We start from the raw sequence: 16,951 nt of genomic DNA, 5'->3' as shown, positions 1-16,951 counted from the left end.
TAACCAGTAACCAGTAACCAGTGACCAGTGACCAGTAACCAGTAACCAGTAACCAGTGACCAGTAACCAGTGACCAGTAACCAGTAACCAGTAACCAGTAACCAGTAACCAGTAACCAGTGACTAATAATGAATAACCAAATTATATACAAATGCAAAAACTAAAAGGATTAATAGCAGCGCCATTTACACCGATGTTTGAGGACGGTTCCCTCAAACTGGAATTGATTGCCCCGTATGCAGCGAAATTAAAAAATGACGGGGTGAATGGCGCTTTTATTTGCGGAACCACGGGCGAGGGGATGCTGATGGCCCCGGAGGAGCGGATGGCTGTTGCCGAAACATGGATTAAAGAGCAAACCGCTGATTTTAAAGTGATTGTACATGTTGGCACTACTTCTTACGTGCAGTCGAATAAACTGGCAGAACATGCCCAACAGATTGGCGCTTCGGCGATTGGTTGTATGGGGCCCATCTTTTTGAAACCGGGCAGCGTGGAAGATTTGGTCCGGTTTTGTTCCGAAGTTGCTTCGGGGGCGCCGGAACTGCCATTCTATTATTACCACATCCCAACCGTATCGGAAATTTGGTTAGCCATGCCTGAATTTCTGAGAAAAGCACAACCTGCCATCCCAAACCTGGCAGGCATCAAGTTTACACACCGGAATATGATGGAAATGTTGCAATGTATTCGCCTAGATCAGGGAAAATGGGACATTCTTCACGGTTTTGATGAAGAACTTTTGTGCGGCTTAAGTATGGGGGCACAAGCTGCCGTGGGAAGTACGTTTAATTACCTGGCCGCGATGTACCTGAATCTGATGGAAGCATTTTGGGCCGGAGACATGGAGACTGCACGCCATTACCAATACCAGTCGGTAAAATTTATAGAAATCCTCATTCGCTACGGGGGAGGCGTGATTGGAGGAAAGCCCGTCATGAAAATGCTCGGGTTGGATTGCGGGCCACTCAGGGCGCCTGCCCGGAATCTTACTGCTGAGGAATATCATCAGTATGAAAAAGAACTGAAAGCGATCGGTTTTTTTGATTGGGCGAATAAGAAAGTGCACGTGTGAAAAATCTAAATCAAACCGAAACATGAACCGAAAACTTCAATCGTATTCAATTTTTCTGATGCTTTTGCTTGCACTATGCGTTTCGCAAATAGCATCAGGACAGATTATTCACCGTCACGAGTTATGGAAAACCGGCGAGGGCGCATATAAAGGATACCGGATACCGGCCATTGTAGTCAGTGCCAAAGGAACTGTTCTGGCCTTTGCCGAGGGCAGGAATGACGGAGGAGACAGCGGCGATATCGATCTGGTAATCAAACGTTCAACCGATAACGGGAAAACATGGGGAGAAGAGATCGTCGTTTGGAACGATGCCCTCAATACCTGCGGAAACCCTTGTCCGGTGGTAGATGAAAAAACCGGCAGGATTTGGTTATGGATGACCTGGAATCGTGGTGAAGACGATGAAACGGAAATTATTCATAAAAAATCAGTTTCATCCCGGTTACCTTTTTTGTGCTACTCTGATGATGACGGGTTGACCTGGTCAAAACCCATAGATATGTCGGCAAATTGTAAGGATCCTTCCTGGGGCTGGTATGCCACCGGCCCGGGGATAGGCATTCAGATGAAAAACGGAAAGTATAACGGTCGTCTGGTGATCCCGGCCAACCACAGTTACGATGATCCGGATGGCGCTGTGCGCAAAGGCCCGTTTGGTTATGGCGCTCATGTACTGATTTCGGACGATTATGGAAGAACATGGCGAATGGGCGCGCCGATTAAACCCGGCTGCAACGAAAGCCAGGTGACCGAACTGTCCGACGGCACTTTGTTGATGAATATGCGTTCCTACAACGATAAATACAGCCGGTCTATCTCGCTGAGCAAAGATGGCGGCGAAACCTGGAGCCCAATTGAACACGACTATCAACTGGTCGAATCGCGTTGCCAGGCCGCCATACTTAATTACGGAAGTTACAAGGGGAAAAATTACCATCTGTTTTCCAATCCGGCGGTACCGGTTGGCCGCACCCACATGACCATCAAAATCAGCGAGGATGATTGCGTCGATTGGCAGACCGGCATTCTTGTCGATGCTTTTCCTTCAGCCTATTCCTGTTTAGTGAAACTATCAAATGGCGATGTGGCTATTTTGTACGAAACAGGGGAGAGAAGGCCCTACGAGACGATCACTTTTGTCCGTATGAGACTAAAAGATCTGATTCCTTGATCGAAAGTAATTTTACTTTCTAAATATGGGAAATTTTGAATTGTCCTAACACCAATATCGGGATAGGATAAACAATTCACACAAATAATTCTAGCATAAAAACCTGACAGAAATGAGAAAAATCAAGATAAAAACGCATTTCTACTTAAAAATATTCCTTGCGGTATTTGTGGTTGCGTGTACTTCAGATTTTGAAGAACATTATAACCCCAAACGTCAAATAGACAAGAACATCGTTCAGATTTTGAGTGAGGATGAACAATGCTCTGATTTTGTTGAAATGATAGATAAGCTTAAACTGAGAAAAACACTGGGTGAAGCTGCAATCTATACCTGCCTGGCCCCAACCAATGAGCATGTTAGAGTTTACCTGAACGAAATAGGATACAACAACATAGATGAAGTGCCGGAAACAGAGCTTCGTCGGTATGTTAACTATCATTTTATCAGTGGAATGTATTATCAATACGACATTGAAAAAAAATATAAAGATGCTAAAACAGGTTTAAACCCAACGAAAGCAACCTATTATCGGACCCGAAGCGAAGACAAATTACCCGGCAAATCGATACGTATTTTTACACCGGCTTTTTTTGAGGTACAGGGCGACGATTATCGTACGATTTACAATGGCGAAGGGAGCGGTTTTAGAACTGAAACAGCTCAGATCTCAGAAGACCAATATGATATCGATGCCAGCAACGGGGTAATTCATGTTTTGGAATCACCACTCAATGTTTTGCCCAGGACTGACGAAGCCATTCAACGTGAAGGGCAAACATCTGTTTTTAATAAATGGCTTGATAAACATGTGACCTACACTTTGGGAGAAAAAGACGAATTCGGATGGGTTGATACAACGAAATACAAATCGTATACCTTCGGAAGAAACCTGGCCAATGAAACTGTATTATCAACCGTATTTGTGCCAACCGATGAGGCTATTCAGGACTATTTTGAGCCATATATGGCGGATTTATACCATACGATCGATTCCATTCCTGAAAAAATTATCACAGAAATCATTAAAAGCAGCATTCTTGCAGATACCTGGTTTAAAGGAGATATCATCCGGAATAATCCGGAGCTAAGAACAAACACCTATCCGTTAACGATAATCGACCTCCCGTCACATATTGTCGGTTCAATCTTGGCAAGTAACAGTTTAATCTATAAGATTGATAAAATGATTGAACCGCCGAAACTTCACAGCGTTGAAGGGGGAGTTTACATTAAATATGCCAGCTACAGCCAGTGGGACTGGATGTTTGCACACACCAATCTGGAATCGGGCCTTACTGACGGTTTGTATTATCAGCACAGTCCGAAAACCATTCTTATCCAGCCCGATCAGGTTTGGGGATCGCCTTTGGCTGAAGACCTGGAAACAGAAGAACTGGAAAAACGTTACGAAGAGTGCCGTACAGGAATTTTAAATATAAATGTGCTGGAAGACGGAGGGTTCAGAAAACGGTTTTATCCGACAGAATTTGGGTACATCCTGTATGATGATGAAAAGTTTTATGATTATACAGGTAAGTCTGTTTCGCTTCATTCGGAAATACCAACCTGGGTGAGAAGCAATGGAGCGATTTTCGAAATTGATGGATTTTTAACTCCCATGCAAAAAACTGATGTGAGCCGAACCGTTTATGCAATTATCCAGAATAATCCTGATTGCTCTCTGTTCAGAACCGCTTGCATCAATGCCGGTATTGTACCTGAACTGAACCTGACAGGGTTTTTCACCTACACGGTATTTGCTCCAACCAATACAGCCATCCAAAATGCAGGTATAGATGTCAGTAATATGGAGGCAGCCGATTTGTTAGCGTTTGTTAAGCGGCATATTGTGGCCAACCGGTATATCTTTTCCGACGGCGTGTTTAGCGGAAATGTGCAAAACAAAAACGGAGAGTATTTAACCGTTACCGGAGCATGGGACAGTTTTTCTGTAACGGGCCCTTCAGGTGATGCAGTTATACCTGAAACGGTGAATGTTCAGGGAAGTAATGGGGTTGTCCATAAAATTAATCAAGTTTTGTGACCTGTAAAAATTCAGACATGATCAAATTATTTCAAAATATAGGTATTCTTATCTGTTTGCTTTTTAGTTTAAACGGAATAGCCATTGGACAAACCGAATTCATAAAAGGAGTGGTTTTTGACGAAAGTAAAGGTCATCCTCTTCCCGGGGCCACCGTCATGTTTGTGAACCGGAATAACCGGGTTCTTAATGGAGTTACCACCAATAGTGACGGCAAATTTGAATTGCGCAGAACAGGAGAAGAAACAAAAATTGTATTTTCCTTTATTGGTTTCAAAACGCAAAGTCTTGAAATTCAAAGTAAAAACTATTTTGAGATTGTATTATTGCCTGACAATCAGGAAATCAGTGAGGTTGAGGTTGTTGCAGAAAAAAAGCCGAAGGCTGATCTGGGCTTTCTATCTATCGACAAGAAGGAACTTTCCAGCGCTGTTACCTCAATCGATATGGAAGAAATGAAAAATCTTCCGGTTACTTCAGTCGACCAAATGATGCAGGGGGCTGCTCCTGGTTTGCAAATTGTGTCGAATAGCGGAGATCCGGGTGCAGCGGCGTCTATCCGTATTCGCGGAATTTCCAGTGTTACCGGTATCAGCGACCCGCTTTGGGTGATTGACGGTGCGGAAGTGATCGGAGATAAATACAAAGTGGAAAGTATTACTGATTTTGGTTTTAGCCCGATTGGTGATATCGATCCTTCGGATATTGAATCAATTGATATTTTGAAAGATGCATCTGCCACGGCGTTGTATGGTTCGAAGGGGGCAAACGGTGTTATCGTGATTAAAACAAAACGCGGAAAACGCGGAAAGCCCGAATTTACCTTCAGCTCAAAAGTTACATATACTCAGGTACCCAACACCATCCCAATGATGAATGGGGATGAACATCGGATCTTTTCGATTGAAAGTTACCGGGCCGGCGCCGACGATGGAACTTATCTTCCACAGTTACGCGGCGATTTGACTCGTAGCGATGCCTGGGAATATAACAACAATACCGACTGGATGGACGTCATTACCCGGAATGGATATTATCAGCAATATAATACGTCTCTGACCGGTGGCGGCGAACGAATCAATTATTACTGGGGCTTGGGTTATACCAATCAGTACGGTACAACCAAAGGTACCGGGTACGATCGCTTCAATACCCGGTTTAACCTCGATTACCGGGTATCCGACAAATTGAAAATTTCAGCAGACCTGTCGTATATAAATTCCTTGACCGACAAAAGGGGGCAGGATCATCCACTGGATCTAAGCACGGCGATAAAACCGATTACTTTTGCCCGGAACATGGGAGCTTATTATCCGGTATATTCAAAAAACGGACTGGATTACTTTGTCGATCGTGAAGATGTAGTTTCTGTCACTTCTCGCTACAATCCGCTGGCAATCATTGATTATTCAACTTACCTGACCAAAGCAAACCGTTTTATGGCGTCAACGGTGCTCGAGTACAAAATCCTGAGTAACCTGGAATTCCGCTCACAGGTATCAGTTGATTTCCGCGAGTCGGCAGATGATTATTTTATTCCGGGTTATGCAACTGCTGCACTGCCCGGAGAAGAACTTTACAATGCCGGATTGCAGGCTGAGGGCTACCAATTGCTTCTAACAAATAACAATCGCTTGTCCTGGTTTGCAATCAACGAAAGCAATCACCGGCTCATCCTGACTGGTGTGTTAAATATATCGTCTGAGAGGAATAACTCAACTTCTGTGAGTTATTACAATGGTGCTTCACCCGAATTAAGAGCTTCTGATGCATCGGCAATTATAAAAAGTGCATCGGGAACTTTTGGTTCCCAAAAAAACATCGGAATGTTTTTGCAGGGGCACTACGTGATGAAAGACCGTTATTTCTTGACTGTGACAGGAAAAATAGAGGGTGATTCGCGTTACGGAAAAGATAATCTTTATTCGTTGTTCCCGGCCATCGGCGCCGGATGGGAATTGTCAAAAGAAGAATTTCTGTCTTCTGCAAAATGGATCAACTCCGTCAAGCCGCGTTTTGCATTCGGTATCACCGGTAGTTTGCCGGATATTCTGAATTTATATGATGTAGCTTATGGCACTGGTACCGGTTATATGGGCAATACCTACAACTATCCTTCGAAATTTGCCTATGACAAGATCAAAGAGGAACGTACCACGGAATACAATGCAGGTGTCGACTGGAGTTTTTTCGATAATCGTTTGTCCGGACAGTTCGATTATTACGATCGAACGACGAAAGATCTTTTATTGAAAGAAACGCTTTCCTCAACCTTGGGCTACACATCGCAATATGTAAACTTTGGTTCGGTGCGAAATTCCGGCGTTGAATTTGGTATTACCGGAGTTGTATTGAAAGGTGGCAAATCGAAACTGCGCTGGAAATCATTCTTTAATATTGCCCGCAACCGGAACAAATTGTTAAGCCTCCCGGAGAATCTGGACCAGAATTCATTTACAGCTACGAAAGAAGGTTATACCTCAAAACTACAGAAAGGTGATGTGATTGGTGGATTTTACGGTTACCGTGCGTTGGGTGTTTATGCAAAGGACGAGGATGCAATTTTGAGAGATTCCGGAGGAAATATTATTTACGAAGCCGACGATATAACCCCAAAATACATGCGTTACGGGTCTAATTCCGGCCATCAGTTCCGGGGAGGGGATATGATCTATGAAGATATTAACGGCGACGGTATCATCAATGAACTAGATAAGGTACAGGTAGGTGATGCAAATCCTGATTTCTACGGTGGATGGAACAACACGTTTAATTTTCGGAATTGGGTATTAGGAATCAATTTTCAATACCAGTTTGGAAATGAGGTGATTAATGGCACCCGGAAATCTGTGGAAAAAATGGCAGACTCAAAAAACCAGGCCCGGTCGGTGAATAACCGATGGCGAAAACAGGGAGATATTACTGATATCCCGAGGGCTCAGCGTCTTGCTGAATGGAACTACGATGCCTCTACCCGGTGGGTTGAAGATGCTTCGTATGTTCGTCTCAAAAGCGTTTCACTTACCTACAACTTTGATAAAGAATCAATCAGTAATTTGAACCTTGGCATTCGGCACCTGAGTATTTATTTTACCGGGTACAACCTGTATACCTGGACAAAATATCTGGGAATTGACCCGGAAGTCCCGGTAAAAGGAACGGTGAATATGTTTAGTGTCGACGACAATGCAACGGCACCTTCCCGTCAGTTTACAATTGGGCTTAGAGCTTCATTTTAACAATTAAAATCAGAACGATGAGAGTTTTAAATACAATAAAATGCGGATTGCTGGGCTTGATGTTTTTAGCTTCAGGCTGCGACAATTTTCTGGATGTAGATACGCCCGACAACCTGGTAAAAGATGAATTCTGGCAAAACAGGGATCAGGTATACTCTTCGTTAATGGGGATTTACACCTCACTGCACAGTAGTTTAAATTCATTCCATGTATGGGGCGATATCCGCTCGAGTTTATATGCTCCGGGAGTAGGTAGTGAATTTTCAACCAACTATGCGCAATTTCTTCAACACGACATTTATACAAAGAATGGATTGACTTCCTGGTCGCAGGTCTACAAATCGATCACCTGGGTCAATTCGTTTATCCTGAATGCGCCTTTGGCGTTGAATAACGATCCTACGTTTCAGGAAGCTGAATTGACGAATATGCTGGGCGAAGCCTATGCCGTAAGGGCGTTATACTATTTTTATCTGGTGCGTACGTTCAAAGATGTCCCGATCATTAAAGAGCCGTATGAATCCGACTCGCAGGATGTTAATACCGCGGCTTCTCCTGAAGAAGTTGTGCTGGATTTTATTGAGGAAGACCTGGATTTCGCACTGAAAAATATTCCGGAAACTTATCTGACAGTAAATGAAAGGTACGGACGGGTAACGAAAAATGCCGTTCGGGCGATCTGGGCCGATGTGAAACTTTGGCGAAACCAGTATCAGCAATGTATCGATCTGTGCAGCTCGCTCGATGCCGGGTATGCCAATTCGCTGGTAGAGCCTCAGGATTGGTACACCATCTTTAGCCCCGGAAATTCGTCTGAGTCAATTTTTGAATTGCAGTACTTGCAAATTGGCCCCGGTTCTCCCTTGTATGGCTGGTTCTCGTATTACGATACGGGCAAAGAAAAATACCTGGCAAATCTGAGTAACATAAAAGTAAATTCGGAAGAAATACTATATCCCATTGTCTCCGAACTATATAGTACTTCCGATACCATTCGACTGAAATCATACGGGGCGTTCAGAACCGACGGAACGATATCAACCGGTTATGGTTCGGCGCTGGAGGTATATAAATACCTGGGGCAGTCTGCTTATCAACGGTCGTACCGGAGCCAAAACAACCGCACGGCAAATTATATCTTTTACCGTTATCGCGAAGTATTGTTTATGAAAGCTGAAGCCTATGCTATGTTGGGGGAATACGGTGAAGCGGAAAATATTCTGAACATCATTCGCGAGCATTGCGATATTCCGCTGCTTAGTCCCGGGGAAGGTGGAGAAGGGATGGAGTTTTTCTCCCGGCTTCTGATGGAACGTGAATTTGAACTTGGGTTCGAAGGCAAAGAATGGTTTGCTGCAGTCCGGGTTTCACGCCGGTCAGGATACGAATCCATTTTGATTGAGAAAGCGGCAACAAATCATTCCATGGGACAACCTTTTCAGGTAATCCGTGCACGTCTGCTGAATCCTGAAAGTTGGTTTTTGCCCTACTACTACGAAGAGGTTGAATACAATCATCAACTTGAGCAAAAAGAATTCTACAAGAACAAATAGTAGTTGAACCAATAAAACTGAAAGAAATGAAACGAATGATAAAATCCAATCGGAATACTTTGATTGAGCTTTCCGGTTTCTGTTTGATGCTTGTTTTGTTGCTGCTTGTCGTACATGCCTGTCAAAATCAATTCTCGGATGCCCGTTATAATGAAAACGATGAATTACAAATCATGGACTATATCGACAGCCATGAAGATCTCAGTATTTATCGCGAGTTAGTTGAGTATACAGGCAAACGTAACCTGCTGAAAACCGCTGGGACCTATACCGTATTTGTTCCCAATAACCAGGCTTTCGAAAACCTGTTTGACCGATTAACATCAACCGGCGAGAATGTTTCATCAATTACGGATAAATCACCCGAATACTGGTTGAATTATTTCAAATATCATTTATTAAACGAGAAAGTGAATACCAACACCCTGGAACCGGGGCCACTGCCTGTTCCTACCGTTCTTAATAATAAATATGTGATTGCAGATATACGCGATTCGTACAGTTCCATCAAACTGAATAATGTTGCTACTATTCTCGAATACAACATAGAAATGAGCAACGGTTATATCAATATCACGGATGAAGTTATGTCTCCTCCGGTCGAAACCATTTTTGATCAGTTGACGAAAACCGGAAAGTACAGTATTATGCTTGATCTCATTGAAGAAGCCGGATTAACCGGTTATTTAAAGGATAGTACGATTACGCTTTTTATTGAGCGAGACGAGGTATTGCTGCGGAATGATTTTGACAAAGAAACAATTCCGAATCTGCGGGAATGGGTCGAATATCATATGATTCCTGATTCCGGATACTTTATGAACCAACTGGTGAAGAATCGGATTTATTCGCTTTATCCCAATGAAGCATTAACGTTTAGTATTGACAGGTTCGGAAAATATTCAATGAACGGCGATTTCCGGTTTGACCAGTCGCTGGAATACGGAATTGACCGGGTCTGTTTAAACGGAATATATCATTCGGTTGACACGGTTTTGCATATTGTTGAAGCTCCGCCGGCGACGATTCGATTGAACCTGTATCCTCCAGGCAGCCCGTATGGGGCACAAAACGTATTTACCCAGGCTCCTGCGCGCATTGTTCTGAACACCGGAACTCAAAGCTACCACCAGAATAAGGAGAATAAAATTATGGCTTTCGATGCGCAGCAGGTTGGCGATTTTTTCGAGTTAACTTTTTCTGACGTGCCGGCAGGTAATTACAGGATCCGGTTGATTCATCGCGGAGCTACTTCCAGGGGAACGTTTCTGGTAATTTATAATGACGAGATCATTGAAGACAACGTTGTCCTGTCCAAGTCTGACGGTGTATTCGAAGAATGGAGCTATCTGGCTTATAATTACTGTGGAGATATTACTGTTGCAACACGTTCGGATGTCACCTTGTATTTTGCTCTGACGGCATTCGCATCGGGAAGAACCGGGAGCTATTGCTGTGATATACTGATGGATATGATTGAGCTGATTCCCATAATCGACTAACAACAAGAAAATAAAATACAAATGAAAATAAAATGTATCATAAATATAGGATTATTCTTTTTTCTCATCTTAATCAGCCTAAACACAATAGGGCAGGAAGCAGGGAATAGAGGAGAGGTGCCAATGCAGGAGGAAGAACCGACGGTTTCTGCGACTTCAATTAAAAAATGGGATGTGAAATCAGATGCTGTTACATTTGGTGAATTACTTCCGGGTACAGCGGGCGTTTATCTGTTGCAAAACGGAGTTGCCGGCCAAGCACCCCATCTGATGATTCGGGGTGTAAATACGATAAATCTGAATGCGTCGCCTTACGTTTTTGTTGACGGTGTTCCTATGAAATATTCACGTTCATTGTCATCCTTTTTGTCAATTTACGAACCTTCCCGTTTTAATTTTATTAATCCAAATGATATCCGGAGTATTGATATTTTAAAGCAAGGGAATGATTTGTCTTTTTTAGGCGGACGAGGTTCAGACGGAGCTGTTTTTATTGAGACTGACCGGGGCGAATTGGGAGGAACCAAGATCGATTTTTCGGCCCGCGTTGGTTGGATGACCGCCAATTATGACGTTGACCGAATGGATGCTTCCCTGTTTAAAAACTACTTGAGAAATTATTTGATTGAAAACGGTTCTTCTGAAAGTGAATTGAATTCGAATCCCGTCTTTGATCCAAATACGCCCCGTTACAACAACAATACCAATTGGCTGAATTTAATAACGCGAAATGCAAACTTTCAGGATTACCACCTGAAACTGAAAGGTGGAGACGGGGATGCCTGTTATATGTTTAGTGTAGGATATACAAAAAAGGAAGAAACCATTGATAAATCAGACTTACAACGCGTCAATATGCGCTTCAACCTCGATTATAAACTTTCCCAAAAAATTGAAATTTCGAATAACTTGTCTTATTCCAACACGACTTCAACATATGCCGAACAAGGATTTAACGATGCAATAAATCCTATTTATGTTGCAGTTACAAAAGCTCCGTTTCTAAGCCCGTACCTCTATTCATTAACAGGTTTGCTTACGGGTCAACTTTCTGATTCGGATGAGTTAGGAAAAAGTAATCCTTTGGCCCTGGTGAACAGCTTGAAAAACAGCAATGAAGAAAACCGTGTTGACGGAATCATCAATGCTAAATGGAGACTTGCAACCGGAACGTTATTGAAATCGGCATTTGCATTCAACTACTTCAATATGAAGGAGCAGCAATACCGTCCTTCGTGGGGGATTGTTGACGACCTGAACCGGATTCGACAGAATTTTAAGCGAAATTCCAGTGAGTTCCAAATTGTCTGGAATTCGTGGTTGGAGAAAGACGGAGCATTTGGTTCTTCAAATAACTATTCAACGAAAACCGGATTTTTTATTGAATCAACAGAAGAAAAGTCAATTTTTGTTCGCAAAATAAACGCAGGTTCCGACGATTACGAAACTTTACAGGAAGGAACTGTTGATTCAACGTCCAATATCAATTATCAATCGAAGCTAATCGCTTTTTATTTCAATGGGAATGTTGATCTGTTTGATCGTTTAGCATTGCTGGCAAACATTAATGCCGAAGGTTCGTCAAATTTTGGGAAGCAGGGGCGGTGGAAAATTTATCCGGGACTTCAGGGAGTTATAGATCTCCTCGAAAGGAACAGGAATCACCAAATTTCACTGCAAGCGGGATGGGGTAGAAGCGGGAACAACGATTTACGCGGATATTATCACTACAACCTGTATTATCCGGCCAACTATTACGGTTATGGAGGAGTATATCTGGGAAACATTGCCAACGAAAACATCAAACCTGAAATCACCGACTGCTATGATTTAGGAGTGCATTTTGATCTGTTCGGCAATAAACTGATGGTTGACGGAGGCTATTATTATAAAAAGACGTCCGACCTTATTGTTCAAAGAGCAGTACCGATTGAACTGGGGCTCGACCCGCAGTTTGAAAATAACGGTAAAGTGGTATCACAGGGGGTTGAAATCAGTTTGGAAGCAAGCCTGGTAAACCGCGAAAACTTAAACTGGTCTGTGCGAGGAAATCTGTCAACGCTCAAAAATGAAGTGAAAGAACTGTATAACGGTGAGATTATAAAAATGCTCGGAAATGTCAGTACAATTTCCAGAGAAGGGGAAGCAATCGGATCATTTTACGGCTATAAAGTACGGGGAGTTTTTGAGTCTGCAGATGATGTCAATTTAACCAGACCAGACGGTTCAGAGTATAAAGCAGGTGATTACATCATTGAAGACATCAATGGCGACCATAAAGTTAACGATGCCGACCGTCAGTTGATTGGTTCGTCCCTGCCTGACTTATTTGGAAATTTTGGCACAACGATTCGGTTTAAACGTCTGTCGTTGAATGCATTATTTTCTTATTCGGTGGGCAACGACATTTACAATAGTTTTAATCAGCAAATGCACAGCATGAAAGATTATTCAAACCAGTCGACTGAGGTTCTTGGTCGATGGGTTTCCTCTGCCCAACCCGGAGATGGTCTGAGTCGTGCCGCTTATGATGATCCTTCAGGAAACGGTTCTGCATCCGATTTGTGGGTCGAAGATGGTAGCTACCTGCGTCTGAAAAATGTTTCACTGAATTACACGGTTCCGACAAGAGGAAAATTGAAATTCTTTCGTGAGTTAAACATATATCTATCCGGGGAAAATTTGCTCACACTAACAAAATACAGTGGTTTCGATCCGGAAGTGATCAGCTCTTCCGATCCAATGCTTCGGGGAATTGATTTTGGTTCATCACCAGTCCCTCAGTCTTATGTTCTGGGAATTAAGATGTCATTTTAATTAATTATTCAAAAACCGGAAATGATGAAAATAGCAAAAATAAAATCTTTTAGTGCAACTATCCTTGTCGTCGTTTTTGGACTGACTTCCTGTTCCGATTTCTTCGATGTGTCACCTGATAACGCGATCAAAGAAAGCGATTTTTACAGGAACAAGGAGGACCTGAACGCCGGGGCTTTTGGTATGTATGAGTCTTTGTCGCAGGAAGCACATAAACTTTTACTGTGGGGAGATGCCCGTGCCGATATGGTTACAACCGGACAAAAAGACCCCGATCCTTACATCAACGAATTTGTGATGAATAACATCAGTTCAACTAATCCATACACCAATTATGCGGGAATTTACCGGACGATTGCACGATGTAACCGTCAGATGGAGAAAGTTTACGATGTCATGAAACTGGACGAGACCATTGCCGATCGCGATGCCGGGGCTTTCTATGGCGAAGCGTTGTTGTTGCGCTCACTGTGTTACTATTATTTAGTACGCACATTTGATAAATTTCCCGTTATTCTCTCCGATTATGCCGAGGAAATTACCTATATCAGTGAAACCGGCGATACCATTTCAGAACCAACCCTACATCTGACATCCGATCAGATCCGGGGCCTTTATCATATGCCTCAGGATAAACAGGAAGTTTGGACCTTGATCTACAATGATGTGCTGACAGCAATGGGAGTACTTCCCTTAAATTACAAATGGAACGGCTACAACCTTTCAAGCAAGGAACGATATGGCCGGATTTCTCAACCGGTAGCGTCAACTTTGGCTGCCGAAATCGCCCTGTGGCTTGGAGAATATCAGTCCGCTTCTTCATTTTGCGACATTTGTATAAAAAACAACAACCATTCGCTGGGAACTTCAGGGACCTGGCCTACGCAGTTTACCAGTTCGTATGCTTCTCCTCACTCAATGTTTTTACTGGGTTATCAGTACGATAAAAGTTTCCAAACCAACAAGTTGCAGGAGTTTACCTCGTCTGTGCGGGCTAATGGTGGAAAATATTATCTGAAACCGGTCTCTTCGATTGTTGACGAGATTTTTAAGGATGATATTTCTTCGAAGGATTCTGATATCAGATCAACCTTCAGCTACAAAGTGATTGAGGGAGACACGGTAATCTGGAAATACATTGGGTTGGATAATGTTTCATCAATGCGCCCGGCTTTTCAAAGCGACGCAAGCTGGATGCTGGTTCGAAGCGCTGATGTGTATCTGCTAAAAGCAATTGCCGATTTGCGTTTGAATAACTATGCTTCTGCATTCAACTTTGTTAATATGATCAGAGCTGCCAGAGGGCTGGAAATCCTCGATAAAACTGTTTTCAATTATACCAACACGGAACTGATGGACAGCATCATTTTCACGGAACGCGCACGGGAATTTGCCTTTGAAGGGAAACGTTGGTACGATTTAATGTTCCGTTCGACGCTGAATGGGGAAAATGTTCTGGCAAAAACGGTGGCACGTAAATACCCTGCTGACCAGCGTTCAGCGGTTTTTGCCCGACTTCAGGATGAAAAAAATTGGTATGTCCCCGTTGATCCCAAATTGTGGGAGTAGGGGTGTTACAAGCGATAACAATTAAAATATTTACGACATGAACACACGTAAACTGAAAATATATGTTGCCTTGGTTCTGATGCTTGGCTTGACAATGCAGAGCTGCTACAAAGAACAGCACTTTAACTTTCCTGGTCCGTATGAAAATGGCGGTAATGCTCCGACCGACAGCCTTCCTTTTCCTTTTGACAAGAACCGGGAAGCAGGTGTTTGGTTGATGAAAGACGGCGTTCCTGACTATGGGAAGATGTTATTCAAAGGGTATACCGATTTTTACGCCAAAGGCGATACACTATCATGGATAAAGAAAAATGATGGGTTTCATTTGCTGCCACATTATAATTATTACCCATTGTCGAATGCTGACCATTTTGCAGGAGATCCCAATGCATATAAATACAATTGGGCTTATTCAAAATATTTTGTACCGATTGGGGCAGGGAGAAGTTTCTATTTTTATACCAAGGTCACATTCGGTACGATGAGTGCAACTGCTGTGGGCTTATCTTTAGGCATTAGTTGGGCCAATGGCGGAAAATTTGTCTTCGGCATGGATGGTGCGTCAACTGCCGGTGAACCCAAGTTTTTTGTTGATTTGTACGGGACTACGGTTTCTGTGAATCCTGACCTGGGATGGCCAACAATCCCGCAGGTGTTGATTCCGGGAGTTCCTGCCGATCTGGAAGTTATTATTGTCGATGGCTTGTTTTACATGAAGGTAAATGACATCCTGGTGTTTAAGTTCAAACTCCCTTCAGAAAACCTATATTATTATACTCCGCAGATTCGTCCCTGGCGTAATTTCGTGTCGGTTCATGACATGTATATCGAAAGTAGCGACATGTATACCGTTGATTACGCGGTACACGAACAGGAAAACGGGTATTCCCGCATTCAGGCTCCGGCGCTTGCAAAGGCTGCCAATGGTGATTTGATTTTATTTGCCGAAGGCCGTTCGAATCCGCTTGATGTATACGAGCGCATTGCCCAAAATACAATACCGGTTGGTGATTGCGATATTATTACGAAACGATCTGCCGATGGAGGAACTACCTGGAGCGATCAGATCACAGTTTTGGCTGGTGAAGGAGAAAATACAACCTACTGCTTTCCGCAAACTATAACAACCGGAACTGGGGAAATTATTTTGCAATATACTTCCATCAGCGGGTCATTTGTCAATAAAAATTATGTATACAATGCCAGTTCCCAGCGCATCTTTCAACGGAAATCAACCGACAACGGACAAACCTGGTCTGAACCGGTTGATCTGACGTCAAGCCTTGGGGATAATATGGCATACCTGCGTAACAATGCCGGACATGGGATCAGCTTGCGGTCTGAAGCATATAAAAACCGACTGGTAATGCCTTTAACTTACAGTTCAAATGTTGTAAAGCTGGCTATTTCTGATGATGACGGGCAGACCTGGAGGCTAAGTCAGGCAGTATCCGGACAAAAGTTGCAATTTGGATCCATTGTTGAATTGTCGGATAATCGTTTGATGATGGTGCTTGGACATACAAACACTACCCCGAAAAATAAACTGGTGTCATACAGTAATGATGGAGGGGAGACCTGGAGTGCAACCGTTAATATTGCGGCAGATGTGAAAACCGGCGATTTTGGACATCTCTACCCCGGAGTTATCCTCAAGGGTAAAAATGATGAAATCTTGTTCGTTAATTCGACAGCACGGGAGTCTGATTCAGAAACCATGAATAGTCCGATCTATCCGGTGTCGCCTGCTATTTTTACCAGTACCGATGAGGGTATTACCTTCCCCCAATCAGAGCAGCTTTCCACCAGAGAATCATATTACGGATATAATGTTCCTTTTGGGTTCATGGATGCAGTTGTTCTTGATAACGGAACGGTTGTAATTGTTGGTGAAGGCGGTGTGGAAAGTACACGGGAAGGAATAGTCGTCTATAAAAAATAACAGGAGACCAATGAAAAACTTGCAGTTGGAGCA

General features: G+C 43.1%; 9 protein-coding genes. All 9 read left to right on the top strand.

Annotated elements, in window-relative coordinates:
• Positions 1–151 precede the first annotated feature (151 nt).
• The 9 genes from ACOIT5_RS19175 (at position 152) to ACOIT5_RS19135 (ending at position 16,918) form a co-directional block, all read left to right on the top strand.
• The gene (locus ACOIT5_RS19175) at positions 152–1,075 is read left to right on the top strand and encodes a dihydrodipicolinate synthase family protein (RefSeq protein ID WP_423127783.1); all 924 of its coding nucleotides are present in this window, start codon (positions 152–154) and stop codon (positions 1,073–1,075) included.
• Positions 1,076–1,097: 22 nt separating this feature from the next.
• Positions 1,098–2,249 (top strand): sialidase family protein, encoded by a 1,152-nt coding sequence (locus ACOIT5_RS19170; protein ID WP_423127782.1) that lies wholly within the window; start codon positions 1,098–1,100, stop codon positions 2,247–2,249.
• 112 nt (positions 2,250–2,361) lie between these two features.
• On the top strand, positions 2,362–4,296 hold the full coding sequence (locus ACOIT5_RS19165) for a fasciclin domain-containing protein (RefSeq protein WP_423127781.1): 1,935 nt from the start codon (positions 2,362–2,364) through the stop codon (positions 4,294–4,296).
• Positions 4,297–4,313: 17 nt separating this feature from the next.
• Positions 4,314–7,535, top strand: coding sequence for a SusC/RagA family TonB-linked outer membrane protein (locus ACOIT5_RS19160; protein WP_423127780.1), 3,222 nt, complete (start codon positions 4,314–4,316; stop codon positions 7,533–7,535).
• 17 nt (positions 7,536–7,552) lie between these two features.
• Positions 7,553–9,088 (top strand): RagB/SusD family nutrient uptake outer membrane protein, encoded by a 1,536-nt coding sequence (locus tag ACOIT5_RS19155; RefSeq protein ID WP_423127779.1) that lies wholly within the window; start codon positions 7,553–7,555, stop codon positions 9,086–9,088.
• Positions 9,089–9,114: 26 nt separating this feature from the next.
• Positions 9,115–10,590 carry a fasciclin domain-containing protein gene (locus tag ACOIT5_RS19150; protein WP_423127778.1) on the top strand — a complete coding sequence of 492 codons (1,476 nt, stop codon included), beginning with the start codon at positions 9,115–9,117 and terminating at the stop codon, positions 10,588–10,590.
• 21 nt (positions 10,591–10,611) lie between these two features.
• Positions 10,612–13,407, top strand: coding sequence for a SusC/RagA family TonB-linked outer membrane protein (locus ACOIT5_RS19145; RefSeq protein ID WP_423127777.1), 2,796 nt, complete (start codon positions 10,612–10,614; stop codon positions 13,405–13,407).
• Between the two features lie 21 nt (positions 13,408–13,428).
• Positions 13,429–14,976 carry a RagB/SusD family nutrient uptake outer membrane protein gene (locus ACOIT5_RS19140; RefSeq protein ID WP_423127776.1) on the top strand — a complete coding sequence of 516 codons (1,548 nt, stop codon included), beginning with the start codon at positions 13,429–13,431 and terminating at the stop codon, positions 14,974–14,976.
• Between the two features lie 37 nt (positions 14,977–15,013).
• Positions 15,014–16,918 (top strand): sialidase family protein, encoded by a 1,905-nt coding sequence (locus ACOIT5_RS19135; RefSeq protein WP_423127775.1) that lies wholly within the window; start codon positions 15,014–15,016, stop codon positions 16,916–16,918.
• Positions 16,919–16,951: the final 33 nt, after the last annotated feature.

Source organism: Gaoshiqia hydrogeniformans, assembly GCF_049347105.1.
GTDB lineage: Bacteria > Bacteroidota > Bacteroidia > Bacteroidales > Prolixibacteraceae > Gaoshiqia > Gaoshiqia hydrogeniformans.
This window is presented reverse-complemented; position numbering and strand designations above follow the sequence as displayed.

Coding starts and splice junctions, on each gene's coding strand:
- ACOIT5_RS19175 (WP_423127783.1), top strand. CDS start 152: ATGCAAAAACTAAAAGGATTAATAGCAGCGCCATTTACACCGATGTTT.
- ACOIT5_RS19170 (WP_423127782.1), top strand. CDS start 1,098: ATGAACCGAAAACTTCAATCGTATTCAATTTTTCTGATGCTTTTGCTT.
- ACOIT5_RS19165 (WP_423127781.1), top strand. CDS start 2,362: ATGAGAAAAATCAAGATAAAAACGCATTTCTACTTAAAAATATTCCTT.
- ACOIT5_RS19160 (WP_423127780.1), top strand. CDS start 4,314: ATGATCAAATTATTTCAAAATATAGGTATTCTTATCTGTTTGCTTTTT.
- ACOIT5_RS19155 (WP_423127779.1), top strand. CDS start 7,553: ATGAGAGTTTTAAATACAATAAAATGCGGATTGCTGGGCTTGATGTTT.
- ACOIT5_RS19150 (WP_423127778.1), top strand. CDS start 9,115: ATGAAACGAATGATAAAATCCAATCGGAATACTTTGATTGAGCTTTCC.
- ACOIT5_RS19145 (WP_423127777.1), top strand. CDS start 10,612: ATGAAAATAAAATGTATCATAAATATAGGATTATTCTTTTTTCTCATC.
- ACOIT5_RS19140 (WP_423127776.1), top strand. CDS start 13,429: ATGATGAAAATAGCAAAAATAAAATCTTTTAGTGCAACTATCCTTGTC.
- ACOIT5_RS19135 (WP_423127775.1), top strand. CDS start 15,014: ATGAACACACGTAAACTGAAAATATATGTTGCCTTGGTTCTGATGCTT.